Source organism: Ruegeria sp. HKCCSP346, assembly GCF_017872595.1.
In the GTDB taxonomy this organism is placed as follows: domain Bacteria; phylum Pseudomonadota; class Alphaproteobacteria; order Rhodobacterales; family Rhodobacteraceae; genus Ruegeria.
Map to the genome: position 1 here is coordinate 327674 of NZ_JAEDOT010000002.1, position 22912 is coordinate 350585.

The 22912-nt window shown below is 58.6% G+C and carries 23 protein-coding genes, 1 tRNA gene and 1 pseudogene; 11 read left to right on the plus strand and 14 right to left on the minus strand.

Annotated features, from left to right (window positions below; genetic code table 11):
* The first annotated feature begins 220 nt into the window (after positions 1–220).
* Together I9185_RS10060 and I9185_RS10065 are read left to right on the plus strand one after the other, a co-directional pair.
* Positions 221–1336 (plus strand): class I SAM-dependent RNA methyltransferase, encoded by a 1116-nt coding sequence (locus tag I9185_RS10060; RefSeq protein WP_210092966.1) that lies wholly within the window; start codon positions 221–223, stop codon positions 1334–1336.
* A gap of 402 nt (positions 1337–1738) precedes the next feature.
* Positions 1739–1815, plus strand: a tRNA-Pro gene (locus tag I9185_RS10065).
* A 751-nt stretch (positions 1816–2566) separates the two neighbouring features.
* Here I9185_RS10065 and I9185_RS10070 read toward each other — a convergent pair.
* Both I9185_RS10070 and I9185_RS10075 read right to left on the minus strand, forming a co-directional pair.
* Positions 2567–3365, minus strand: a pseudogene (locus I9185_RS10070) (IS5 family transposase).
* Between the two features lie 63 nt (positions 3366–3428).
* Entirely contained in the window at positions 3429–4682 is a 1254-nt protein-coding gene (locus I9185_RS10075; protein ID WP_348539731.1) for a cytochrome c peroxidase, read from the minus strand.
* A gap of 33 nt (positions 4683–4715) precedes the next feature.
* Here I9185_RS10075 and I9185_RS10080 point away from each other — a divergent pair, with 33 nt between their 5' ends.
* Positions 4716–5186 (plus strand): tetratricopeptide repeat protein, encoded by a 471-nt coding sequence (locus tag I9185_RS10080; RefSeq protein ID WP_210092967.1) that lies wholly within the window; start codon positions 4716–4718, stop codon positions 5184–5186.
* A gap of 30 nt (positions 5187–5216) precedes the next feature.
* On the opposite strand, the gene dctP is transcribed toward I9185_RS10080, so the two are convergent.
* The 6 genes from dctP to I9185_RS10110 are packed head-to-tail and all read right to left on the minus strand — an operon-like array spanning position 5217 to position 10793.
* On the minus strand, positions 5217–6278 hold the full coding sequence (gene dctP, locus I9185_RS10085) for a TRAP transporter substrate-binding protein DctP (protein WP_171638396.1): 1062 nt from the start codon (positions 6276–6278) through the stop codon (positions 5217–5219).
* Positions 6279–6302: 24 nt separating this feature from the next.
* Positions 6303–7592, minus strand: coding sequence for a TRAP transporter large permease (locus I9185_RS10090; protein WP_152460165.1), 1290 nt, complete (start codon positions 7590–7592; stop codon positions 6303–6305).
* On the minus strand, positions 7593–8180 hold the full coding sequence (locus tag I9185_RS10095; RefSeq protein WP_171638394.1) for a TRAP transporter small permease subunit: 588 nt from the start codon (positions 8178–8180) through the stop codon (positions 7593–7595).
* A gap of 53 nt (positions 8181–8233) precedes the next feature.
* Complete coding sequence (locus tag I9185_RS10100; protein WP_245223513.1) at positions 8234–8752, minus strand: flavin reductase family protein; 519 nt, start codon at positions 8750–8752, stop codon at positions 8234–8236.
* The gene (locus I9185_RS10105; RefSeq protein WP_171638390.1) at positions 8749–9639 is read right to left on the minus strand and encodes an aldo/keto reductase; all 891 of its coding nucleotides are present in this window, start codon (positions 9637–9639) and stop codon (positions 8749–8751) included. The genes I9185_RS10100 and I9185_RS10105 overlap by 4 nt, the downstream gene beginning before the upstream one ends.
* The gene (locus I9185_RS10110) at positions 9639–10793 is read right to left on the minus strand and encodes an LLM class flavin-dependent oxidoreductase (RefSeq protein WP_210092968.1); all 1155 of its coding nucleotides are present in this window, start codon (positions 10791–10793) and stop codon (positions 9639–9641) included. Before I9185_RS10110 ends, I9185_RS10105 begins: the two co-directional genes overlap by 1 nt.
* Before the next feature lie 105 nt (positions 10794–10898).
* Between I9185_RS10110 and I9185_RS10115 the strand changes: the two genes are divergently transcribed.
* Positions 10899–11609 carry a GntR family transcriptional regulator gene (locus tag I9185_RS10115; RefSeq protein WP_210092969.1) on the plus strand — a complete coding sequence of 237 codons (711 nt, stop codon included), beginning with the start codon at positions 10899–10901 and terminating at the stop codon, positions 11607–11609.
* Between the two features lie 12 nt (positions 11610–11621).
* A complete protein-coding gene (locus I9185_RS10120; protein ID WP_210092970.1) occupies positions 11622–12716 on the plus strand; it encodes a Gfo/Idh/MocA family oxidoreductase in 1095 nt (364 codons plus the stop codon).
* Positions 12717–12792: 76 nt separating this feature from the next.
* On the opposite strand, the gene I9185_RS10125 is transcribed toward I9185_RS10120, so the two are convergent.
* Positions 12793–13434 (minus strand): NAD(P)H-binding protein, encoded by a 642-nt coding sequence (locus I9185_RS10125; protein ID WP_210092971.1) that lies wholly within the window; start codon positions 13432–13434, stop codon positions 12793–12795.
* Positions 13435–13446: 12 nt separating this feature from the next.
* A complete protein-coding gene (locus tag I9185_RS10130; protein WP_210092972.1) occupies positions 13447–14334 on the minus strand; it encodes an EamA family transporter in 888 nt (295 codons plus the stop codon).
* Between the two features lie 77 nt (positions 14335–14411).
* Between I9185_RS10130 and I9185_RS10135 the strand changes: the two genes are divergently transcribed.
* Complete coding sequence (locus tag I9185_RS10135) at positions 14412–14921, plus strand: MarR family transcriptional regulator (RefSeq protein WP_210092973.1); 510 nt, start codon at positions 14412–14414, stop codon at positions 14919–14921.
* Between the two features lie 182 nt (positions 14922–15103).
* Here I9185_RS10135 and I9185_RS10140 read toward each other — a convergent pair whose 3' ends face one another.
* The 3 genes from I9185_RS10140 to I9185_RS10150 all read right to left on the minus strand — a co-directional run bounded on the left by I9185_RS10140 (position 15104) and on the right by I9185_RS10150 (position 17192).
* Positions 15104–15448 (minus strand): TetR/AcrR family transcriptional regulator C-terminal domain-containing protein, encoded by a 345-nt coding sequence (locus I9185_RS10140; protein WP_210092974.1) that lies wholly within the window; start codon positions 15446–15448, stop codon positions 15104–15106.
* A 478-nt stretch (positions 15449–15926) separates the two neighbouring features.
* Complete coding sequence (locus tag I9185_RS10145; RefSeq protein ID WP_171638374.1) at positions 15927–16103, minus strand: hypothetical protein; 177 nt, start codon at positions 16101–16103, stop codon at positions 15927–15929.
* A 177-nt stretch (positions 16104–16280) separates the two neighbouring features.
* On the minus strand, positions 16281–17192 hold the full coding sequence (locus I9185_RS10150) for a LysR family transcriptional regulator (RefSeq protein ID WP_210092975.1): 912 nt from the start codon (positions 17190–17192) through the stop codon (positions 16281–16283).
* A 225-nt stretch (positions 17193–17417) separates the two neighbouring features.
* Between I9185_RS10150 and I9185_RS10155 the strand changes: the two genes are divergently transcribed.
* From I9185_RS10155 to I9185_RS10175, 5 genes are all read left to right on the plus strand, one after another.
* Positions 17418–19085 carry a GMC family oxidoreductase N-terminal domain-containing protein gene (locus tag I9185_RS10155; protein ID WP_210092976.1) on the plus strand — a complete coding sequence of 556 codons (1668 nt, stop codon included), beginning with the start codon at positions 17418–17420 and terminating at the stop codon, positions 19083–19085.
* 350 nt (positions 19086–19435) lie between these two features.
* Positions 19436–19825, plus strand: coding sequence for a hypothetical protein (locus I9185_RS10160; protein ID WP_210092977.1), 390 nt, complete (start codon positions 19436–19438; stop codon positions 19823–19825).
* A gap of 47 nt (positions 19826–19872) precedes the next feature.
* Positions 19873–20037 carry a sigma factor gene (locus tag I9185_RS10165; RefSeq protein ID WP_210092978.1) on the plus strand — a complete coding sequence of 55 codons (165 nt, stop codon included), beginning with the start codon at positions 19873–19875 and terminating at the stop codon, positions 20035–20037.
* Between the two features lie 9 nt (positions 20038–20046).
* The gene (locus tag I9185_RS10170) at positions 20047–20382 is read left to right on the plus strand and encodes an RNA polymerase sigma factor (protein ID WP_210092979.1); all 336 of its coding nucleotides are present in this window, start codon (positions 20047–20049) and stop codon (positions 20380–20382) included.
* A complete protein-coding gene (locus I9185_RS10175) occupies positions 20379–21131 on the plus strand; it encodes an anti-sigma factor (RefSeq protein WP_171723845.1) in 753 nt (250 codons plus the stop codon). Before I9185_RS10170 ends, I9185_RS10175 begins: the two co-directional genes overlap by 4 nt.
* Positions 21132–21136: 5 nt before the next feature.
* Here I9185_RS10175 and sulP read toward each other — a convergent pair whose 3' ends face one another.
* Positions 21137–22870 carry a sulfate permease gene (sulP, locus tag I9185_RS10180; protein WP_210092980.1) on the minus strand — a complete coding sequence of 578 codons (1734 nt, stop codon included), beginning with the start codon at positions 22868–22870 and terminating at the stop codon, positions 21137–21139.
* Between the last annotated feature and the right edge of the window lie 42 nt (positions 22871–22912).

Below are 22912 nucleotides of genomic sequence, written 5' to 3' on the forward strand. Positions count from 1 at the left end.
TTTCGAGCCTCCGTCGCAAAAGCGTCGAAAACGGTCCAAAATCCGCAGGCGTATTTCCGATCAAGGACCCTTTACGCGGGGAAGGTCATAAACGCAAACCTGTTACCGCCAAAACTTGAGGATGAACCACACAATCCTGCGATTGATCGGTCATTTCTTCTGAATCCATGGCGTATAATTGCATATCGCGCCCACCAAGGTTCCAGTGTAAGCAACCGGAATGGAAAAAGACACAGATTTGGAAATCTTTCTGGTTGCCACGCCGGGCCTCGAGGCGCCTCTTGGTGACGAGGCGCAATTCAACGGATTCGCGCAGGTCAGAACTGTACCCGGCGGGGTAACATGCCGGGGTTCATGGCCCGAGGTCTGGCGTGCCAACCTGACACTGCGCGGCGCCAACAAGGTTCTGGTGCGACTGGGCAGCTTCCCCGCCGTGCACCTTGCCCAATTGGACAAACGTGCTCGGAAATTTCCTTGGGGCACCGTTTTGCGTCCTGACGTGCCGGTCAAGGTGGAAGCCATCAGCCGCAAATCCAGAATTTATCACGCCGGTGCAGCTCGTCAGAGGATCGAGCGGGCAATATCCGAGACATTGGGCACCTCGATTTCATCCGAGGCAAACCTTCGGGTGTTGCTTCGAATCGAAAAAGACATCTGCACGATCTCGGTCGACAGTTCCGGCGAGCTGTTGCACAAACGCGGTCACAAGGAAGCCATTGCCAAGGCCCCAATGCGCGAAACAATGGCCGCCATGTTCCTGAAAGAATGTGGCTACTCGGGCGATGAACCCGTACTGGACCCGATGTGCGGATCGGGTACCTTCGTGATCGAGGCCGCCGAGATCGCTCTGGGTCTGCGCCCTGGCCGCTCCCGCGGTTTTGCATTCGAGGACCTGGCGGGCTTTGACCCTGATCCGTGGCAGGAAATGCGACGGGAAACGAAGGCGGCGGAATGCGCGCTTACCTTCTACGGCTCGGATCGCAACTCGGGCGCGGTTGACGCGGCGACTGCCAATGCCGAAAGGGCCCAAGTCGGTGCCGTGACACGGTTTCAACAGCGTTCCGTCAGCGACATAAAACCCCCCGAAGGTCCCGCGGGGCTGGTCATTGTGAACCCGCCCTACGGGGCGCGAATTGGTGACGAAAGACGCTTGCGCTCGGTCTATGGCGCGATGGGCAAAACCCTGATGAACCGGTTCCAGGGATGGCGGGTCGGCGTGATCACCAGCGCTCCGGGGCTTGCCCGGGCCACACGCCTGCCTTTGCTGGCGGCAGGACCGGTCGTCGACCATGGTGGAACCAAAATTCGTCTGTACAAAACAGATCCCTTGCCGTGATTGCCTGGGACGCTTCACAACCAATTGATGACGATGGCTGCGCGGGCGAAAGCGGACAAAGAAACCACAGGGTTTCCACCGCAAAAGGTTGCGATTCCGTTGCCTTTCAACAAGCCTGTCATCCAGCCAACGTTTTAACACCGGTGCCATCGCGACCTGCCCGGCGGGGGGGGGGTGAACAGTTTGGCGGACACTTTGCGCGCCGGTCAACAGCAGAACGCAAACATGCAAACGCTCGTTTTTGCGAACCGTAAACACGGCGACCTGCTTAGATCACCGGGTTCCGTGCCCATTGGTCCGCTGCCAAATATTTTTGGGTGTTGAGATCGAAAGATTCGGGTAGTCGCATTACAGAATCCTCTTGCGCATCAGACCCGCCGCGTATAGATCACCCGCCACGGTCGGAGTGTAGCTCAGCCTGGTAGAGCACTGTCTTCGGGAGGCAGGGGTCGGAGGTTCGAATCCTCTCACTCCGACCAATGAAATCAACTTGTCAAATGCAGAGATATTTTGCCTTTTGACCAGTTAACTTACCTTTCCGCCAACAAAAGTTACTTCTCGCAGTCTGAATTACTGCTACTTCAAACGCTCTTTTTGAAGTAATCGGTCCTTACCGGATGAGGTGGATAGTTCCTGCATTGTCGGCATCGAACGCGCCAAAGTGCAGTTGTTATCGACTGCAAAGAGAGGAGCCATCCAATTACGGCGAAGAAATATAGGTCTGGATCTGGCTAAGGACATTTTTTAGGTACACTGCGTTTTAGCCACCGAGCGTCGGATCCTTAATAAGGAAATCAAGCGCACCAAGTCACTCCCATTTATGATAGACGGTCCTACGCTGAGTGGCTGGCATTGGGGGTTTGCGGCTCAGCCCATCATTGGGGTCGTAAATTGCGAACGCTTGGCCGCGGTCTTCAGCTTATTTAAGCCGACGGCGCGCAGATACGCGCACTGTGCAAAGCCCGGCTTCCGGCGCGGATCACATTTCTGTCGTTGGCTGTCAAATACACAACCCAAGTCAAGCTTACATCCAGAAACACGAAAACCCACGCTTATGCGTGGGCCTCGGAAGGAGGGCAATACAAGTTTGCGTCTCAAAATTCTTGTGGAGTGAGGCAGATTAAGAGTCGAGTGTGAGGACACCCCAAGCGATACCAATCTGGCGAGGTCGTCATACCGGGACGGATAATGCCGTTGAGGATCGGCTCGAAACGGACCTAGGGTCAGGATTCATAACCAATAGATGACGGTTGCTGCGAGGGCGATTGCGGAGAGGAAGACTTTGGGACAGCGATCATAACGTGTCGCTACGCGCCTCCAGTCCTTGAGCCTACCAAACATGATCTCAATACGGTTGCGCCGTTTGTATCGGCGCTTGTCATACTTCACGGTTGTCTTGCGTTGCTTTCGACCTGGGATGCAGGCGCGTATCCCTTTGTCTTTTAACGCATCTCGGAACCAGTCTGCATCATAGCCACGATCCCCGAGCAGCCAGTCGACATCTGGAATACTGCTCAGTAGCGCTCGCGCACCGATGTAGTCACTGACTTGGCCAGCGGTGACAAAAAGGCTGATCGGTCGCCCTTGGCTGTCACAGATAGCATGCAGTTTGGTATTCATGCCGCCCTTGGTTCGGCCCCCTCTCGGCAGCATCCTTCGGATGCGCCTGCCGTGCAGTGAATCAGGCGACCACGCCCCCCTTCTTCGCGGCCATGCTGGTCGCGGTACGATGTGCTTTCAGATAGGTCGCGTCGATCATCACGGTCTTTTCCTCGCCGTGTTCGGCTGCCAAGCCGACCATCATCCGAGCGAAGATACCTTTCTCACTCCAACGCTTCCACCGGCTATAAAGCGTCTTGTGCGGTCCGTATTCTTTGGGAGCGTCACGCCACCGCAACCCATTGCGATTGATGAAGATAATCCCGCTCAGCACCCTCTTGTCATCGACCCGTGGCTTGCCATGCGACCGCGGGAAGAAAGGGGAAAGTTTGGCCATCTGCTCGTCAGTCAGCCAGAGAAGGTCACTTATATCACCGCTCCGTTTTTCGAGCCGTGAATCATGCAGCGCTCTGAAAATCAATGCATTCTGACCCTAAGGAGTAAATCCTTTCGGCACACCGAATATCGGAGAGTCTACGCTGCGACCTGTCAACGAATGCAGAAAAGCAATCAGGTTTTCGATTTCCAATTCCGCAAGCTGGATCGGATCAATATCAATTTTCTTGCGTTGACGTGCCATTTCATATTGGTCCTGCCAAACCAGAAAATCCGTTTTTTGCAACCATGGCACCTTGGGTAAGGCAGCCATTTGAGGGGTCCATTTGTCCAGGCTGGCCTGCGGATCCAAATGATGGCGAATGACGCTTTCAAGATCGGGGAAAGCGCCATTGTGACCGTAAGGCGCGGTCAGGGCAACATTGCGTAGCATCGGGGTACGGAACCTGTAGGCATCCTCAAGGCGGTTGCTTTCACCCATGCGGCCGACATCCCGGACGAAGGGATCCCACTGCCGGGTGCGACCCGGCCCAAAGGGTGGCAAGCCCAGTGCATGGAACTTCTGATCTGACATGAGCGGTCCGCGGTGGCAGGCGGAGCAGCGGGCTTTTCCGTAGAACAGCCTCATCCCCTCGATTTGCGCAGGTGAAAGGGCATTCATGTCGCCCGCAAGATAGTGGTCAAACGGGCTGTCAGTGCTACGCCACTCGATCGCCATGAAAGCGGCCAGAGCGTTGGCGACTTGCGTGATCATGATGTCCTCGGTCGTCTCGACCTCATCAAAGGCGGCGACGATGGCCGGACCATAGCGAGGATCGGTGCGAACGCGTTTCGCCAGAATGGGCCAGCCCTTGTCGATACGATCATGCACCGCGCCTGTGACTTCATTTTCGGCCACATTGCCCGCCATCTCGAACTGTGAGGTCAGGGGGAACAGAGCCTGTGCCGCCAGCAGTGAGTTCAGGCCCTCGGGCAGCCACTCCTGCGCCGGGGAATTGAAGCCGTTGCCGTAGACGTCGGAAATGCTCAGCCTGCCGTCGTGAAAGACGGTGTGTATGTCCTTGGCCGCAAGATTCCACAGGCCCGGAGAGTTCCGAGGGATGCGCTTGCGTATTCTGTCGGCCCCGGTGCCGGGTGTGCGGTCCGGCCCCAACCCCTGCCCGCCTTCTCCTATGCCCAGCGACAACCCGTCCGAAGTGCCGAAATCCGGGTGGTGACAATGGGCGCAGGCGATGTTGCGGTTGCCTGACAGGATCGGGTCGTAAAACAGTTGATGACCGATGGCGGCCTGTTTCATATCAAAGGGGATAAAGTCATCATCGGTCAGCGGGCGCGGCAAATCCTGTGCCACAGCGGCCCCGACCCAGAAGAAGGCAACGATCCCATGCGCCAGCTTGTTTTTGCCCTTTGCGTATTTGCGTCTCCGGCTCTGTCTGAACTGGAACAAGCCCGCGATATGATGGAAGCCGGACAGTTTGCAGCCGCGCGCGAGGAACTTCTTCCAGCCGCGCGCTCGGGCAACGCCGAGGCTGAAGAGTTGATCGGCGTGATGTACGGGCTGGGTTTGGGGGTCGAGCAGGATTACGAACGGGCCTTTGAATGGTATCTGCGCGCCTCGATGAAGGGGCATCCGGGGGCGCAGTCGGGCGTTGGCTGGTATTATGAATTGGGTCTGGGCATGCCCGCGCCCGATCTGGTGCGTGCGTATATGTGGTACACGCTCAGCGCCATTGGCGGCGACCCCGACGCGGCGATCAGCCTTGAGGAAGTGGTCAAGAAAATGTCGCCGGAGCAGATCGAAAAGGCGCATGTTCTGGTCAACGACTACAAAGGGTGGATGTACCCGTTTCGGTGAGGGCCAGGCCGCAAAGCCCGGCCCAACCGTTCACTTCAGATCCGCATCACGAGCGGCGTTGACGTCCGCCTCAGCCGCCGCGACCGCCTCGGTCAGTGCAGCAAAGATCTCGTCGCCACGCGCAACGTTGGACTGGAACCAATCATAGACTGGCGTTGCGGCCTCTTTGAACGCAGCCTTCTGATCGGGTGTCAGCACATAGAGGTCTCCGCCACCGGCGACGAAATCTTCATAGGCTTGGATCGACTTGCGCTTGGGGGAGGCGAAAGTGGCCTGTTGCAGGGCATAAAACCCGTCGACCACGACGCGGCGCAGATCCTCGGGCATCTCCTGGAACTTGGCGTTGTTCATCCACCACAATGCGCCCATATAGGCGTGGCCGTCCAGCGTTACGTATTGCAGGCCCGCATCCGGGAATTTCATGCCCATGATGTCGGTGATGCCGTTCTTGGATCCTTCAACGACACCGGTCTGGAAGCTGGTGAACAGTTCCGGCCACGGGATCGGGGTGGGCGACGCACCCAGCGCCTTGACCAGTTCCTGCGGCAGGTCGGCGACGACGGTGCGGATTTTCAGACCTTCCATATCCGCGGGCTCGGCAATGCGGCGCTGTGTGTTGGCGAAGTTGCGCCAGCCGCCGGTGTTGCCGATGGTCATCAGACGGATCGCGCCGCCAGAGTCCTCAAGCGCCATGTCGCGCATTGTGCGGGTGAAATCGCCCGACAGGACATGCTCGGCAACGCGGTCATCGGCCATCAGATAAGGCAGGTCCAGAACCTGCACGTAAGGAAAGATGCCTGAGGCACCGCCCGAGGTCGAGATGTAGATGTCGATGGTGCCGTCTGCCACGCCCTGCAAGCATTCGGCCCCGTTCGAGCAGAGCTGTGTGCCGATGAACAGTTCGACCTCGATCGCGCCGTTCGAGGCAGATTCGACATAGTTCTTGAAGACGATCAGACCGTCATAATCCTCATCGTTTTCGTTCGAATTTGCGGTTGCGCGCAGCGTATAATCGGCGGCTGTCGCAGCCATGGCGGACGCCGCCACCAGCGATGTGGCCACCGCTGCGGTTTTGATGAATTCTCTGAGCATGCGTTTCCTCCCTGTGGAACTCAGTTAGTTGGCAAATCCCGTTATCCTCGGGATCGTCATGGATAGTGCGGGTATGTAGGTGATCAGGAAAATTACGATGATTTCGACCGCCAGGAACGGCAGGATCGCCTTGGCGATGGTTTCAACCCGTTCGCGCGATACGGCGGCGGCCACGAACAGCACAAGGCCCATTGGCGGGGTGGCGAGGCCGACGGTCAGGTTGACGCTCATGATGATGGCGAAATGGATCGGGTCGACGCCGAGACTGGTGAAGATCGGTCCAAGGATTGGTCCAAGGATGATGATCGCGGGGCCTGCGTCCAGGAACATGCCGACGATGAACAGCAGCAGGTTGATCAGGAACAAAAGGATCAGCGGGTTTTCTGACAGGCTGAGGATCAGCGAGGCCAGTTGTTCCGGCGCATGGCTGAGGCTGACGACCGTCTTGAACGCCATCGCAGCACCAACCAGCAGCAGAACAACGGCTGAAGTCATGCCTGCATTGCTGAGCACCTCGGGGACCTCTTTCCATGTCAATGTCCGCAGGATGAAGAACCCGATGATGAAGGCATAGCCCACGGCGACTGCCGCAGCCTCGGTCGGTGTGAAGATACCACCCAGAATACCGCCCAGAATGATGACCGGTGTCATCAATGGGAAAAAGGCCTTCAAACTGGCCTGACGCCGCTCGGGCCATGTGTATTTGCGGCTGGCGACGGGGAAGTCATAGCGGTCGGCCATCAGTTTGATCATCAGCATCAGACCGACACCGACCATCACGCCCGGCACGATCCCCGCAAGGAACAACGCGGCCACGCTTTCGCCCATCACATAGGCGTAGATGATCATGATGCCCGAGGGCGGAATGATCGGCCCGATCACGGAACTTGCCGCCGTGATCGCGGCGGCGAATTTCCGGGTATAACCCTGTTTCTCCATCGCCGGGATCAGCATCGACCCTAGCGCCGAGGTGTCCGCCACGGCGGATCCCGAGAGGCCCGCAAACAGGATCGAACTCAGCACGTTCACATGCGCCAGACCACCGCGCAGATGACCCATCAGAGCCTGCGAAAACTCGACAAGGCGGATGGTGATGCCGCCTCGGTTCATGAGCTCTCCGGCCAGCATGAAGAAGGGGATCGCCATCAGAGGGAAGCTGTCCATGCCGTTATAGACATTGCGATACAGCAACGTGATGTCGTTCGTCTGGCCGTTCAGCCACAGCAGGATACCGGGCGCCGCCAGCAAAGCGAAAAAGACCGGCAGGCCGATCAGCAGGAAAATCAGGAAGGTGGGCAGGAACCAGATCAGCACTTATTCGGCCCCCACTGCCGCATCAGGAATTTCAGGCAACAGGTGGCCGCCGCCCAGCAAGGTGATGAAGGATCGCAGGATCAGCTCGATATTCACCGAGATCAGCAGGATGATCCCCACCAGCAGCGATGCCATCATCCAACTGCGCGGAATGCGATACCATTCATCGAACCCGAAAGAGGTGGGCAAATACAGCGCGGCAGTGGCGAATTTTCCGCCAAAGCCGGTAACCTCGGACCAGCCGATATTGACCGCGACCAGCAGGACGGCGAACGAGAGCAAAAGCAGGAACAGATTCAGCGTTTGACCGATGATACGGGGAAGGAAGCGTTCCAGCATGTCTATGGCCACAAAGCCGCCACGCCGAAAGGCGGTGGGCGCCATTAGACCGGTCATCCACAACATGCAGAACCGCGCGGCCTCATCCGGCCACGGCAGCGCATTGCCCAGAACGTATCGGAAAAACACCTGGATCAAGATTGCGATCACCATGAGCGCAATCGCAACAACACCAAACGCCCGGCCCAGACGCAGCACGGTTTCGTTCACGAATGCAATCGGTGCAAGCACCGATGCCAGTCCGCCCATGCGGATCCTCCCTTGGTCAGCCGTGGGTGTCCCCCACGGTCATCAAATCGCGCTTAGACTTTCGCGAATTGGCCGAGTTTCCCGGCATAAAATGTCAGCGCGTCTCCATCCGACATGCTGGCCTTGAGAACCTTTCCAACCACAATAACGTGATCGCCTGCATCGTGATACGCGTGCTGTTCGCATTCGAACCGCGCAAGGCAATCCGCCAACACCGGCGTCCCATTCTCACAGCGCTCGTGGCTGATGTCCCGCAGTGCAAATGCGTCTTTCGAGCAGCCGAAGCACAGCTCGGCCTGGTCCGACGACAGCACATGCACGCTGAAATGGCGGGCCTTGTGGAAATAGGGGAAGCGACGCGAGTTGCGGTCTCCGGCCCACATGATCAGCGGTGGGTCAAGCGACAAGGACGAAAAGCTGTTGGCGGTGATGCAGACCGGACCGTCCGCGCTGTTGCAGGTCACGATGGTGACACCGGTTGCAAAGCGGCCGAAGGCGTCGCGCAGAGTACGTGTGTCGTCCTTATGTGGAGTGAAGGTGCGAGTCATGTCCTTTGAGATTGCGTTCATCATGGTACCTCGTGCCCCAGTGCCGCCTCGTACAGGCGGAACCAGCTTTCGCGATCCAGTTTGACTTTCAATGCGTCCGAGGCGCGTTTGATCCGGTCCAGATTGTTGGTGCCCAGAACCGGCAGGATGTTGGCCGGGTGGGCCAGCAGGAACGCCACAGCGACGGCGGCGCGATCTACGCCGAACCCGGCTGCGATTTCATCGGCAACGACCCCAACCGGCGGGTTTCCGGCCATCAACAAGCCTCCACCCAGCGGCGACCATGCCATCAACGGATGGCCATGCTGTTGGTGAAAGGCCAAATCACCGTTGGTGAATGGGCTGATCTGACCCAGAGAAATTTCGATCTGGTTGGTGACCAACGGCGTATTCATCGCCGATTGCAGCAACGACCAATCCCACGGGCGGAAGTTGGACACACCCACCGCGCCGACCTTGCCGCTGGCGACAACCTCATCCAGGGCGGCTCCGGTTTCATGGTGGTCCATCATGGGATCCGGGCGGTGGATTAACAGCAGATCGATGTGGTCAATCGCCATTTCCGACAGCGACGTGTCGACCGATTTCAGAATGTGGGCGCGCGAGGTGTCGTAGTATTTTACCTTCGCATCCGCGTAACGGCCAACCGGCGCGACGATGTCGCATTTGGTGACGATCTCCATCTTCTGACGCAGGTTTGGATTGGCGCGCAGGGCGGCACCCAGCACGGCCTCGGCCTGATAGCCGCCATAGATGTCGGCCTGATCGAAAGTGGTGATACCCTGATCCAGACAGGTCTGAATCTTGGCCTCGACATGGCCCGCGGACGTGTCACTGTCATCGCCCAACCGCCACATGCCATAGACAAGGCGGCTCATCTCCAGCGAGTCAGATAGTTTCACACGTTGCATCAGCGGCGTTCTCCGTTGCCCAGCGGTGTGGCCGGGGTCGTTTTGGGAACCCTTCCGTAAGCTTCGGGAAGAGAACAGGTTTTCAAATTCGGCAACACGCGAGCGCCGAAATGGCGGGCTTCGTCCAGATGCGGGTAGCCCGAGAAGATGAAGGCGCGGATGCCCATCTTCTGGTATTCCTCGACCTTCGACATAACCTGATCCGTCGATCCGACCAGAGCGGCACCGCAACCAGACCGTGCCCGGCCAACACCGGTCCAGAGACCGGGTTCGACATAGCCGTATTCATCCGCCAGATCGCGGTTTCTGGCCTGATGCGCCACCCCCAGCGAGGTCGAATCCAGCGCCCGTTCGCGGATGGCGCGACCATATTCGTCGTCCAGCTTCGAGACGATGTAATCCGCGTATTCCTGTGCTTCAGCCTCGGTATCGCGAACGATCATATGGACACGCAACCCGTAATCCAGCGTGCGGTCGTAGTTTTCAGCGACGGCGTGAACGGCCTTCATCCGTTCAGCCAGTTGATCCTTGGTTTCAGGCCACATCAGGTAGACGTCACAATGCTCGCCGCACAGATCCAAAGCAGAGGGAGAATAGCCGCCGAAATAAAGCAGCGGGCCGCCGGTCTGATATGGCTTGGCCGGGTCGGTGGTCAGGCCCGAGAAGTTGTAGACCTCGCCTGCATGATTGATCTCATCCTGCGTCCAGGCCTGTTTCAGAATCTCCACCACTTCGCGCGAGCGCTGATAGCGGAACGCGCTGTCGGCCTTCTCACCGGGAAAGTCGGATGAGATGATGTTGACCGTCAAACGCCCCTTCAGCATGTGGTCCAGCGTTGCGATGGTGCGGGCCAGCATGATCGGTTGCATCTCGCCACAGCGTACGGCGGCCAGCAGGTTGATCCGGTCGGTGATCGGAGCGCAGCCGGCGACAAAGCTCAGCGTGTCTTGACCGACCTGATAGGAGGACGGGCAGAGGATGTTGCGAAAACCCTGCGCTTCGGCCTCTTTCACAATGTTCGAGCAATGCTCCCAACTCGACCGCAGGTCACCGTCGGGAACGCCAAGGAACTGGTAATCATCGGAACACAGGGCAGCGAACCACGAAACTTCGGCCGCATCCAGATCGGGGGATGTGATGGGGACGATGCTCATTTGATTCACGCTCCGTACATCTTTGACTTTCCTCTTGCGTAGCAATCGCTTTGATGTAGATCAATAGTGTATCAATTTTTCCTGCGACCGAGTGAAGCGTCTGCCGTGCCTGCATCCAACCGAAACCCCAATGCCCTGCCGGTATATATTCAGATCGCGGAACTTCTGATCCGTGACATCGCGGCTGGTCGCCTTATTGACGGTGAACGATTGCCGCCCGAGCGCGAGATGGCCGCAGAGCTGAATGTCTCGGTTGGGACGCTGCGAAAATCGCTCTCAGAGCTAGAAAAAAAGGGGATGTTGGAGCGAATCCAAGGCTCGGGGAACTACATACGCGAGACCGGTACGCAAAGCAGCGTCTATGCAATGTTTAGGCTGGAACTGCCCGAAGGGGGTGGCCTGCCTCGTGCGGATATCCTGTCGGTTGACCATCTGAAAAAGCCGGTTGATCTGCCAAAATTCGGTGCTTCTGACGCCGGTTCGCGTGTCCGGAGGATGCGCTACCTGAATGATACAATCATCGCTGTCGAAGAAATCTGGCTGGACGAATCAGCGGGCCTGATCGACCGGAGCCTGCTGTCCGACTCGCTCTATCGCTATTATCAGCGCCAGTTGGGCTTTTGGATCGCAAGAGCCGAAGACAGGGTTTCGGTCCGGCCTCTACCGGACTGGACGCCTTCTGACTTCACCAAGCCAGCCGGCCAAGCAGTCGGTTACATCGAGCGGTTCAGCTGGTCGGAAAGCGCCGAACCCGTCGAATTCTCAAAAACCTGGTTCGACCCGGATCGGGCCAACTACGTTCAACGTCTGAAGTAGAAGGAAACGCACATGACCCGGACCATCAATTACGGGCTGATTGGATGCGGAATGATGGGGCAAGAGCACCTGCACAATATCGGATTGCTGGAAGGTACCAGTGTGGCTGCGATCTTTGAACCCGATCAGGAGATGGCAAAAGCCGCCAAGGCAATTGCGCCGACTGCAACCATGGCAGGTTCCGTGCAACAGCTTCTGGCGGTAAAGGAACTGGACTGCGTCGTCATTGTCAGCCCGAACCATCTTCATGTGGACCAGATCTGCGAAATCGCTGAAACACGTCCTCTGCCGCTTCTGGTAGAAAAACCATTGTTCACCGACCCGCAGGACGCGCCCCGGCTCGAGCAGTTGCAGCGCGACTACCCCTGCCCGATTTGGGTTGCGATGGAATACCGGTATATGCCCCCTATCGCTGCTTTGATCGACAAGGCCGAGGCGACAGGTGGGGTGAAAATGCTGTCGATCCGCGAGCATCGTTTTCCCTTCCTCGACAAGGTCGGCAACTGGAACCGGTTCAACCGAAATACTGGCGGTACTTTCGTCGAGAAATGCTGCCACTTCTTCGACTTGATGCGTCTGATATTGCGATCCGATCCGGTGCGCATCACGGCAAGCGGCGGGCAGGCGGTGAACCATCTGGACGAAAGTTACGACGGTCAAACCCCGGATATTCTGGATCACGGCTATGTTCTGGTCGACTTTGCTTCGGGCGCGCGCGCGATGTTGGAACTTTCCATGTTTGCCGAAGGCGCACGCTACCAAGAAGAAATATCGGCCGTCGGACCGGACGCCAAGATCGAGGCGTTTGTTCCCGGACCCGGACGATTCTGGCCCGACCATTTGGGTGCCCCGCCGCTGCCGCAGGTGATCCTGAGCCCGCGCAACCCCAAAGGTCCGGTATCAATGGACGTTCCGGTCGACCCCACCCTTTTGGCGGCAGGGGATCACAATGGGTCGACCTATTATCAGCACAAAGGGTTCCTGGCCGTGCTTCGTGGCGAAACAGCAAAACCGGATGTAAGTTTGAAGGACGGCCTCTGGGCTGTCAGGATGGGGCAAGCGGCACAACAGGCAATTGAAACCGGTGAAACGGTTTATCTGGCCTGACCCGCTCCCGCTGGTCCCTGCCCGGCCTGCTGGTCGGCTGGCCGGTCTGCCTTTCCCTGGCGCTCTTGAACAAGTGCTAGTAACCGACCGTGAACGCAGCACACTGGAAATTGGCTGATTGTGCCTCGTCTACCAGCGCAACGGCAAAGTCTTCCATCGATATCTCCGAATTGCCCAGTTCATCAACCAGCAGCGTGTCGGTGCCGGTTCTGAACGCGCCCAGGCGTGGGCCGGGCTGCAAAAGGGCTGGAGGGCTGGCATAAGTCCAATTTGCCGATGTTTCAGAGGCGCAGAGCTCCCATTGCGCCATCGATGCGCGGGCTGTTGGAACGATGTTGTCAGGCAAGAAATCCGGATCTGACAGAACCGTATGCGGACTGCCGTTTGGCAGATGCAGGCGCGCGGCGCCGCCAACGATGATCACCCGAAGACCCGTGCGTGAAGCAGCATTTAGGATCGAACGTGTCAGAGCCACGATCTCGCCTTCGCGCCCGGGCGGAGAGCGCAACGCGCTGATCGCAAGGTCCTGAGACTCCATGGCTGCGACGAGGGTTGCGGGATCTGTCGCATCCGCGATGACCGGTCTGACACCCTCGGGCAGCTTGGCAATCGCTGCCTCGTTTCGAATAGCTGCGGTTACGAGATGCCCGCGAGCAAGCGCTTCCGTTACGACGCGAGAACCGACATTGCCGGTGGCACCAAATACTATGAGTTTCATCGGAGTTCTCCTTTACAATGGGTGGCGGATGGAGCTTTTCAAAAGCTCAGATGGGCGGGTACGCGCCGCTCTTTGACCAACCCAGATTGCTGCAAAGACAAGCGCGGCGCCGGCGATTTGCATCTGTGTCAGCGCCTGACCCAGCAATGCCCAACCGATCAGAACGGCGGCGAGCGGGCTGAGAAAACCAAGCGCCGAGACGGCCCCCGGCTCTATCCGTGAGATACCGCGAAACCACAGGATATAGGTGAGCGCAGCCCCGATGAGCGCTAGGTAGAGGATGCCTGAGAGGTTCCGTGCATCCAGTGTTGGAAGCGGCGGCTCGATGAAGACGGCCAGAAGCACCAGCAACAGACCGCCGGCGGTCAGTTGCCAGGCGGTGAAGGTAAGCAGCGGCACCGGAGGTTGCCATTTCCGAGTCAAGACCGTGCCTGCCGCCATCGAGGCCGCCCCGCAAACTCCGGCAATCAAACCGATGGGATCAAGCCTTATACCTGACCCGAGGACAAGCAGCCCGACACCAAAGATGCCGATCAAGGCAGCCATCACGGCCGACGCTCTGATCGCTGTCCCAAGCAGCAGCGCGGCCAGGAACACGACGATCAGAGGCTGTATCGCACCGACTGTCGCCGCGACCCCTCCAGGCAGCCTATAGGCTGCGATAAACAGCAAGGTCCAGAAAAGCGTGAAGTTGAGCGCGCCGAGAACGAAAATGCGCAGCCACCAAATTCCTTTCGGCAAGCGCGGTGCCATTACCAGCAGCAGAAGGCCGGCAGGCAGAGCGCGCAGGGCGGCCATCGTCACCGGATACCCTGAAGGAAGGAATTCCGTCGTCACAAAGTAGGTGCTGCCCCAAACCAGCGGCGCAATGGCTGTTAGTGCAATGTCGAGATGTCTCATCGCGGACCTCCATTATCTTGATGTCAAGATATATCCATTTATCTTGACGTCAAGAGATAACTCCGCAATATAGTTTCATGGACCACGTAGACCGCATCATTGCCCAATGGAACAAGGCCCGGCCCGACCTTGATGTCGGACCGATGGAAATCATCGGTCGGCTGTCACGATTGACTTCCAAGCTTCGGGGCGAAATGGAAAGAACCTGGAAGGCTCATGGGTTGAACGCCGCCAGCTTTGATGTCCTGGCGACCCTGCGCAGATCCGGAAAACCCGATGGCTTATCCCCTGGAGCATTGCTGGATCTGACCATGGTGACCTCGGGAACAATGACCAATCGCATCGATCAACTCGTCAAACACGGCCTCGTCGAGAGGGTGCCAAACCCTGAAGACAAACGCGGGTTTCTGATCCGTTTGACAGAAGCCGGATTTGCGACGATCGAGAAAGCCGTCGTCGATCATGTCGACACACAGCATCACCTTTTGCGCGGACTAACCTCGGCAGAAGCCAAAGACTTGAACAGGCTTCTGAAAACGCTGGATGAAAGGATGAACTCCGAAAGCGGGGCGAATTCAAGCGATTAATCGTCGTTCAAGATGCAACGCATGACCACGACCTTTTGGTTCTATGACGCATCGATATGGGCGGCCCAGACCGGTCATCGCTTCTGCGGCGCCCGCCAGACCGGACTTTGGCCGCAGGTGCAAAGTCCTGAACCTTTCGAAGGTGCATTTCGCGGTACGAAGCGGGCGTTCGCGATCACGCGTCAAACGTCTGCTTTGTAGTGCGCCAGGAACATCGCGACGCAATCGTCCAAAACATCTTTGGGCGTCGGGTTTTTACCGAGGAAGAACTCTGGCCAGAAAAAGAAGTTCTTTACCAGCGCCAATAGCTGGTTGGTTGCAAAAACCGGATCAGCCTTTCGGATAACGCCCACATCCACGGCTTCGCTGAACAGCCTGGTTATTGGGTAATCAAGTGTCGCGGTTTCAGTGAAGAATTGCCGGGGCCGGTCAAGGTCACGGATCAATTCTGAGATGACCATCCGATTCAGTCCGATGGCCGTCTCTTCCGTAATCACCCCAATGCAGCGCCGCAAGGCTTCCTTCAATTGCTCGACGAAGTCACGATCCGGGTCAAAGGGCCGAAGGCGGTTCCGACCTATACCAACATGCTCATCGGCGGTCGGGGCATGCAGTCTCTGTTTTCCATCGGAGAAGTCTAAGCCGACAAGATCGTGCAGCCATCCCTGACCATCTACAGCAGTACGGCCTTCACCGCCCCTAGCTCAACGCAATTTGTCGGAAAGCTAACGAATAAGCACGAGGAACTGGCATTTGATCAGTTCTCGCACGTGGACTTCTACTACAAACCCGAGGCGGTAAAAGCATCGTCGGATGCGGTGGTTGAGTTCTTTGGCAGATAAACTGACAAGGCAGAGTCAGTCCGCGACCTCTGCCATTTTGGTTGGTCAATTACAGGATCGCTTGACCGTTCCCGTATGAGCTTTGCCGTCATCTTATGTGCGGGTTGCAGAACTCGGCCTTCGTTTCGGGGTGCTCGCCAAAGAGGTTACAGCCGATGAAGCGTCACGTATCGCCGTCCTCGACCCAGTGTCGTTTCTTGTCGTCGCCCGGGATCAGATCATAGGTTGTCTGAACGTCTTTCCCAATGTTTTTGGCGTGGAACGCGACAAGAAACGAAGGCGGCACGGTTGCACCATGCATGGTCTTCGCAGCAGCCGGGCCGATATCGTCACCACCCATTGTTTGAAACCCACCCCACTATGCAATAAGTTGTCCTTTGCTCACTTGCTGTCTGTGCAGAACATGGCACTTGGGGCCGACCAGGTTTATAGCGCCGCCCGCCGTACCACGCGCAGAACGCGCCGGATGGCAATTTGCAACACGCCTCAGAAGTATTTTGCAACCTCCCAGACGCGATCACCAGGACCGGAGCAACAGGTCAAATGTCTCGGCTATCATCGGGTTGTCTTTGCGACGTTTCAATGCCGCGAAACTCAGACACGCAGGAACAGACACGGAATTGCAGACGGCAAGCCCGAAGGATTGCTTTTGATGCAGCGCGATGGACTCGCGGCAGAGGCTCAGGCCAATGCCGGACCTGACCATTTCAAGCATCGAAGCTTCTTGATCCACCAGCGCAACCACGTTCGGGCGGCAGGCGTGACGTTCGAAAACTTTGGCCAGAAGGCGATGGTGAACAGAGGCTTCGGGCGTGCCGATCCAAGGAAGGGCTGCAAGCGAAGACCAGTCGGACTCTTCCACCTGCTTCTGCCAGCCAGCCGGTCCGATCACGCGATACGTGAATTCGGCCAACTTGATGGCATGCACCGGATCGTCTCCGTCCGACCCGATGCTGGATAGGTCATCGGGCCCACACAAGTAAAACCCGGCATCAACCCGACCCCGCTTGAGCCATGTCAAAATATCTCCGCTGACCCCGTGCTTCAGTTCGGTTTCAACATCAGGATGCTCTGCGCGCAAATTCGCCAACAGACGCCCCAACCGGATGAACTCCGGATCGACGATCGTACCGATCGTCAGTTTTCCACTCAAGCGCCCAACGCGCAGGCGGGCGCTGCGTTGGAAATCACTGACTGCATCGAGGACGTGTTGAGCCTTCGCTAATACCGCAGTGCCGTCATGAGTGATCTGCAACCCGGTAGCGGTTCGGTTGAACAAGGTAAGCCCCGTATCTTCGGAAAGACGCTTGATTTGATGGCTGATGGCCGGCTGTGTCAGGTTCAGCACCTCGGCTGCGCGTGAAACACTGCCTTCCCGGGCCACCGTCACGAAGGCCAGGATGGTGTTAATGCTCGAAAACCGGTCCATATAAAATTTACTAATATGGTATTGTGCAAATTGTCATTAGCTTTTTGCCTGCCGCTCCCGCAGAGATCGGTAAAACCAGCGTTCCGGGAGGGGGCGTGAACCACATCGTTGGCTTGTGGCGGAGAAAACGTGCCGCATAATCGTGCAGCCTGCAAGAGAACAGCATACCTTGTTCCCTCTGGCGCACAACTGGCAACGAAAAGACAGAACAGGTGGAAGACAAAGATGTCTGATGGCGCAAACAGGTACGACTATATTGTGATTGGCGGCGGTTCGGCCGGGTGCCTGATGGCCAACAGGCTGAGCACCGATCCAGGGAACCGGGTTTTGCTGCTTGAGGCGGGCAAGCCCGATACCTATCCTTGGATACACATTCCGGTTGGCTATCTCTATTGCATCGGCAACCCGCGCGCAGACTGGATGTACAAAACCGAACCCGCTAAGGGGCTGAACGGGCGCAGCCTGCTTTACCCGCGCGGGAAAGCGCTGGGCGGGTGTTCCTCAATCAACGGGATGATCTATATGCGGGGCCAGGCCCGTGACTATGACAACTGGGCCAAGCTCACCGGTGAAGAGGCATGGAACTGGGAAAACGCGCTGGCCGACTTCAAGGCTCATGAGAACCACTACCGGTTGGATGACGGCGCCGATCCGCGCACCGGCGACAACAGCCGGTTTTCCGATCTGCACGGGCATGGCGGCGAATGGCGGGTGGAAAAACAGCGACTGCGCTGGGATGTTCTGGACAGTTTTGCTGAAGCCGCGGTCGAATACGGCATCCCCAAGACCGATGATTTCAACACCGGCGACAATGCCGGGGTTGGCTATTTCGACGTCAACCAGCGTTCTGGCTGGCGTTGGAATACCTCCAAGGCATTTCTGCGTCCTGCCAAGTCGCGCCCGAACCTGACGATCTGGACCGAGGCGCAGGTTGAGAAACTGACTTTCGAAACAGGCGAGACCGGTCGGTTACATTGTTCCGGGGCAGTTGTCTGCCACAAAGGACAGCCCGTTGCGGTCGAGGTCTCAAAGGAGGTGGTTTTGTCTGCGGGCGCCGTGAACTCGCCGCAAATCCTGCAACTGTCGGGGATCGGCCCGGCGGCGCTTCTGAAAAAGCACGGAATTGATGTCGTTATGGATGCGCCCTGTGTGGGCGAGAACCTACAGGATCACCTGCAAATTCGCGCGGTCTACAAGGTCAAGGGCACCAAGACGCTGAACACCCTGGCCAATTCGCTGATAGGCAAGGCCAAGATCGGACTGGAATATGTGCTGAAGCGCTCTGGCCCGATGAGCATGTCGCCCAGCCAGTTGGGGGCTTTCACCCGGTCTGATCCGGCAAGACCACACGCCAACCTCGAATACCACGTCCAGCCGCTGAGCCTTGAGGCGTTTGGCGAAGACCTGCATGATTTCCCCGCCATCACCGTCAGCGTCTGCAATCTGAATCCGACCAGCCGCGGGCATGTCCGCATCGCGTCTTCGGATTTCCGTCAGCCGCCCCAGATTACCCCCAATTATCTCGACACAGACGAAGATCGCAGGGTTGCCGCTCAAAGCTTGCGGCAGGTACGCGAAATCATGTCTCAGCCCGCGATGGAAGCTTACGAGCCGGAAGAGTTCAAGCCGGGCATTCAGTATCAAACCGACGAGGAACTGGCCCGTTTGGCAGGCGACATCGCCAGCACGATCTTTCACCCGGTTGGTACGATCAAGATGGGCCGAGAGGATGATGAAACCGCCGTTCTCGATTCGCATTTGCGCATGAAGGGGGTGATTGGGCTGCGCGTCGTTGATGCCTCGATCATGCCAGAGATCACCAGTGGAAACACCAATTCGCCCACGATCATGATTGCAGAAAAGGCCGCAGGCTGGATGCTGGCCGGTCAATAAATCCTGTAGGCATCCGGGTGCAACAACTTCACGGAGGAACCACGCGCAAGCCGTTCTCCGATCTTCCGGTGACCGGCGTGAGAGTCGCCAACTTTGGCCGGTATATCACCGGTCCTGCTGTCGCAATGTTGCTGGGCGATCCGGGCGCGGCATCAACGATGTTCCGATCGCTCCGCAGCGACGCGACATCCACTTCCCGATGTCTTTGTCCAATCAACCGGCATTTGGCGCGGCACGCATGACCCTGCCGGGCGCGAATAAAATTCAAGCCCGGGGGAATAAACCCGATCGCCTGCGTGTAAGTGTCATGTCTGCGATGATGCAGACGCCCGACACGGAGGAACACCCGAATGACCCGCACTTCTTTTGCGCTGACCGCATCCACCCTGATGGCATGCGCCCTTGCAACCGCCGCCGCAGCTGGCGACGCCCCGGTCCTGACCGGGAAACTGTGCGATCAGACTATTTTGATGGATGCCAACAAGATGACTCTTTATACGTTCGACAAAGACGAAACGGGCAAGTCCTACTGCTATGATCAATGCGCAGTGAACTGGCCGCCGCTGACCGCAGCCGCGGGAACCGAACTGCCCAAGAACTATTCGTTGATCCAGCGCGACGATGGAACAATGCAGGTCGCCTACAAGGGCCAACCGCTGTATCTGTGGATCAAGGACAAGCAACCCGGAGAAATGACCGGCGACGGCGTTAAGGGCGTGTGGCATACCGCGCGGCCCTGATTGCGGCGCCAGGGGGCGGTCCGACCGGGCCGCCTTTGGCTTAGACGATGACACGGACATTCGACCAGCAACTCGAAGACGCCTTGCCCGATCTGTGGCGATTTGCGTTTTCACTGACCCGGAATCGCGACCTGGCCGACGATCTGGTGCAGGATGCGGTCTTGCGCGCGATCCGAAAAAAGGGGCTCAGATGGCCGGGCCACCCGGTTTAGCCCTGGGCGATGAAAATCCTGCTTAATTGTTTTCGCAATGACCGGCGGCGCGCTGCGAATCGTCCCGAAACCGATCCTCGGGCGTTGGATCAACTGGTCTCGCCCGGGGCGACCGCCGAAGAGCGATTGGAACTGCGCTGGCTGTGGCGTCGGATCGACGCCTTGCCGGAGGATCAGAAACTTGTTCTGCTGGCGGTCACCATCGCGGGGTTGACCTATGCCGAGACCGCCCGATTGCTGGGCGTCCCGCAGGGCACCGTCATGTCTCGGTTGTCCCGGGCCCGGACACGGCTGCAAGCCCCGGAAGAACAGGCGGGCAAATCACGATTGCGGAGCATGACATGACGACCGAACCGAACATGGACACTCTGATTCAGGCCGCAGTCGACGGCCAGTTGACGCCATCTCAGCAGGACCGTCTGGACCGGCACCTTGCCGCACATCCCGCCGACCGTGCGCGGCTGGCGGCAATGATCCGGCAGGCGGGAATAATGCGCATCTCGGTGCCGCAGCCCGATCCCGCGCAACTGGACCGGCTGATGCACAGGGCGCGCGAGGGCACCAGTCACGGTGTATTAGGGCGGCTGGCCGCAGCGGTGGCGATCTTTGCCTTGGGTCTGGGCAGTGGTCTGCTCCTGTCGCGGGATTCTGTCAAGCCCGAGAAATTGATGGCGCAGGCACCAATTCAGGCGGCAGCGGCACACGCCCTTTATTCACCCGAGGTTCTGCACCCGGTCGAGGTGTTCGCCGATGAGCGCGAGCATCTGCAAACCTGGCTCAGCAACCGGCTGGGCGCGCCGGTGATCGCGCCGGAACTGGGAGAGACCGGCTACCGGCTGATCGGAGGTCGGCTGCTGCCACTGGGCCAAGGCCCGGCGGCCTTCTTCCTGTACGAAAACGAATCCGGCGACCGCCTCAGCCTGTTTGCCAATCTGACCACGGACCCAGCTCGAACCTCGTTTCAATACCGGCGCGACGGGGATTTGGGCATCGTGTTCTGGCAGGATGGGCGGTGGGAATATTCCATGGTGGGCCGCTCCGGTCGCCAGGTCATCGAAACCATCGCGCGCAAGGCCCATGAAGAACTGATCTGACAGGGTTATTCCGCCGCGCGCACCGGTTCGCGGTCGGTCAGGGATTTCCACGCGTCATACTGTGACAGAAAGACCTTGCCGTTCAGGTCGTCGAGGAAGTGGGACTGTTTCAGCCTGTCCATGACCGGGCCTTTGACCTCGCTCAGATGCAGACCGACGCCCATGTCGCGCAGGCGGTCATTGATCGCCTCGAGGCTTTCCAGCGCCGAAAAGTCGACCTCGTTCACCGCCGAGAACATCAGAACCACGTTGCAGATCTCGCAGCCTTCGGTCACGCGCGACTGGATCAGATCCTCGAGGAAGCGGGCGTTCACAAAGTACAGGCTTTCATCCACCCTCAGCGTGACCAGCGTGGGGTCGGTCTCGACCTTGTGGCGCAGGATGTTGCGGAAGTGCTGGGTGCCCGGCACCAGCCCCAGCTCGGCCACATGCGGGCGCGAGGTCTTGTACAGATGCAGCAGGATCGAGATCGCCACACCGCTGGCCACGCCGGTCTCGACCCCGGCCAGCAGGGTCAGCAGGATGGTGGCGGCCACGGCGGCAAAATCGGCCCGCGAATAGCCCCAGGTCTTTTTCAGGATCGAGAAATCCACCAGGCTGAGCACCGCCACGATGATCGTAGCGGCCAGCGTTGCCTTGGGCAGGAAGTAGACCAGCGGGGTCAGGAACAGCGCGGCTATCGCCAACCCGATGGCGGTGAAGGCACCGGCCGCAGGGGTTTCGGCGCCCGCATCGAAATTGACCACCGATCGTGCGAATCCCCCCGTAACGGGGTATCCCCCGGAGAACGCGGCGCCCAGATTGGCCGCCCCAAGGCCGATCAGTTCCTGATCCGGGTCAATACGCTGGCGTTTCTTGGCGGCCAGCGTCTGCGCAACCGAAATACTTTCGACGAAGCCGATGATCGAGATCAGTATGGCGGGCACAAGCAGCGCGCCGATCAGGTCCGAAGACAGTCCCGGCAGGGTCAGCGGCGGCAGGCTCTGAGGCACCTCGCCGACGATCTTGACACCCCGCGCGTCCAGCCCGAAGGCCCAGACCGCAACGGTGGTTGCCACAACGGCCGCCACTGGCCCGGCCTTGGTCAGCACATCCGCCAGCAGCGGTGGCACCCCGATGCGTCGCAGCGCGGGTTTGAGGTTCTTGCGCACCCAGAACAGGAAGGCCGTTGCCAGCACGCCGATCACCAGGGCGATCCCGTTGGTCTGGCCGAGATTCTCAACGATCGATCCCAGCATCTCGGGCAGAGTATGCCCATGCGCGCTGACCCCCAGGATGTGCTTGAGCTGGCTGGTGGCGATCAGGATGCCCGATGCGGTGATGAAGCCCGCAATTACCGGATGCGACAGGAAGTTGGCCAGAAAGCCCAGCCGGAACACGCCCAGCAACACCAGGAACCCGCCTGACAGAAAGGCCAGTGTCAGCGCCGCCACCGCATATCCGGCGGTGCCCTGCTCGGCCACCTGCCCCACGGCGCTTGCCGTCAGCAGCGACACCACCGCCACCGGCCCCACCGCCAGCGCCCGACTGGTTCCAAAAACCGCATAGAGGATGATCGGCACGATAGAGGCATAGATCCCCGTCTCGGGCAGCAGCCCCGCCAGCATCGCATAGGCCAGCGATTGCGGGATCAGCATGATCGTGACGATCACTGCGGCGATCAGGTCGTTCGACAGCGCCGCCCGATCATACCGGCGGCCCCAGTCGAGAATGGGAAGGTAACGATAAAGGCTCTGCATGGGGTTTCGTCCTGAAAAGGCGGCGGTCAGCACGAGATGGCT

Coding starts and splice junctions, on each gene's coding strand:
- I9185_RS10125 (WP_210092971.1), bottom strand. CDS start 13,434: ATGAAACTCATAGTATTTGGTGCCACCGGCAATGTCGGTTCTCGCGTC.
- I9185_RS10110 (WP_210092968.1), bottom strand. CDS start 10,793: ATGAGCATCGTCCCCATCACATCCCCCGATCTGGATGCGGCCGAAGTT.
- I9185_RS10175 (WP_171723845.1), top strand. CDS start 20,379: ATGACGACCGAACCGAACATGGACACTCTGATTCAGGCCGCAGTCGAC.
- I9185_RS10155 (WP_210092976.1), top strand. CDS start 17,418: ATGTCTGATGGCGCAAACAGGTACGACTATATTGTGATTGGCGGCGGT.
- I9185_RS10060 (WP_210092966.1), top strand. CDS start 221: ATGGAAAAAGACACAGATTTGGAAATCTTTCTGGTTGCCACGCCGGGC.
- I9185_RS10160 (WP_210092977.1), top strand. CDS start 19,436: ATGACCCGCACTTCTTTTGCGCTGACCGCATCCACCCTGATGGCATGC.
- sulP (WP_210092980.1), bottom strand. CDS start 22,870: ATGCAGAGCCTTTATCGTTACCTTCCCATTCTCGACTGGGGCCGCCGG.
- I9185_RS10095 (WP_171638394.1), bottom strand. CDS start 8,180: ATGGGCGGACTGGCATCGGTGCTTGCACCGATTGCATTCGTGAACGAA.
- I9185_RS10120 (WP_210092970.1), top strand. CDS start 11,622: ATGACCCGGACCATCAATTACGGGCTGATTGGATGCGGAATGATGGGG.
- dctP (WP_171638396.1), bottom strand. CDS start 6,278: ATGCTCAGAGAATTCATCAAAACCGCAGCGGTGGCCACATCGCTGGTG.
- I9185_RS10130 (WP_210092972.1), bottom strand. CDS start 14,334: ATGAGACATCTCGACATTGCACTAACAGCCATTGCGCCGCTGGTTTGG.
- I9185_RS10165 (WP_210092978.1), top strand. CDS start 19,873: ATGACACGGACATTCGACCAGCAACTCGAAGACGCCTTGCCCGATCTG.
- I9185_RS10100 (WP_245223513.1), bottom strand. CDS start 8,752: ATGATGAACGCAATCTCAAAGGACATGACTCGCACCTTCACTCCACAT.
- I9185_RS10135 (WP_210092973.1), top strand. CDS start 14,412: ATGGACCACGTAGACCGCATCATTGCCCAATGGAACAAGGCCCGGCCC.
- I9185_RS10170 (WP_210092979.1), top strand. CDS start 20,047: ATGAAAATCCTGCTTAATTGTTTTCGCAATGACCGGCGGCGCGCTGCG.
- I9185_RS10080 (WP_210092967.1), top strand. CDS start 4,716: ATGCGCCAGCTTGTTTTTGCCCTTTGCGTATTTGCGTCTCCGGCTCTG.
- I9185_RS10145 (WP_171638374.1), bottom strand. CDS start 16,103: ATGGGTGGTGACGATATCGGCCCGGCTGCTGCGAAGACCATGCATGGT.
- I9185_RS10105 (WP_171638390.1), bottom strand. CDS start 9,639: ATGCAACGTGTGAAACTATCTGACTCGCTGGAGATGAGCCGCCTTGTC.
- I9185_RS10150 (WP_210092975.1), bottom strand. CDS start 17,192: ATGGACCGGTTTTCGAGCATTAACACCATCCTGGCCTTCGTGACGGTG.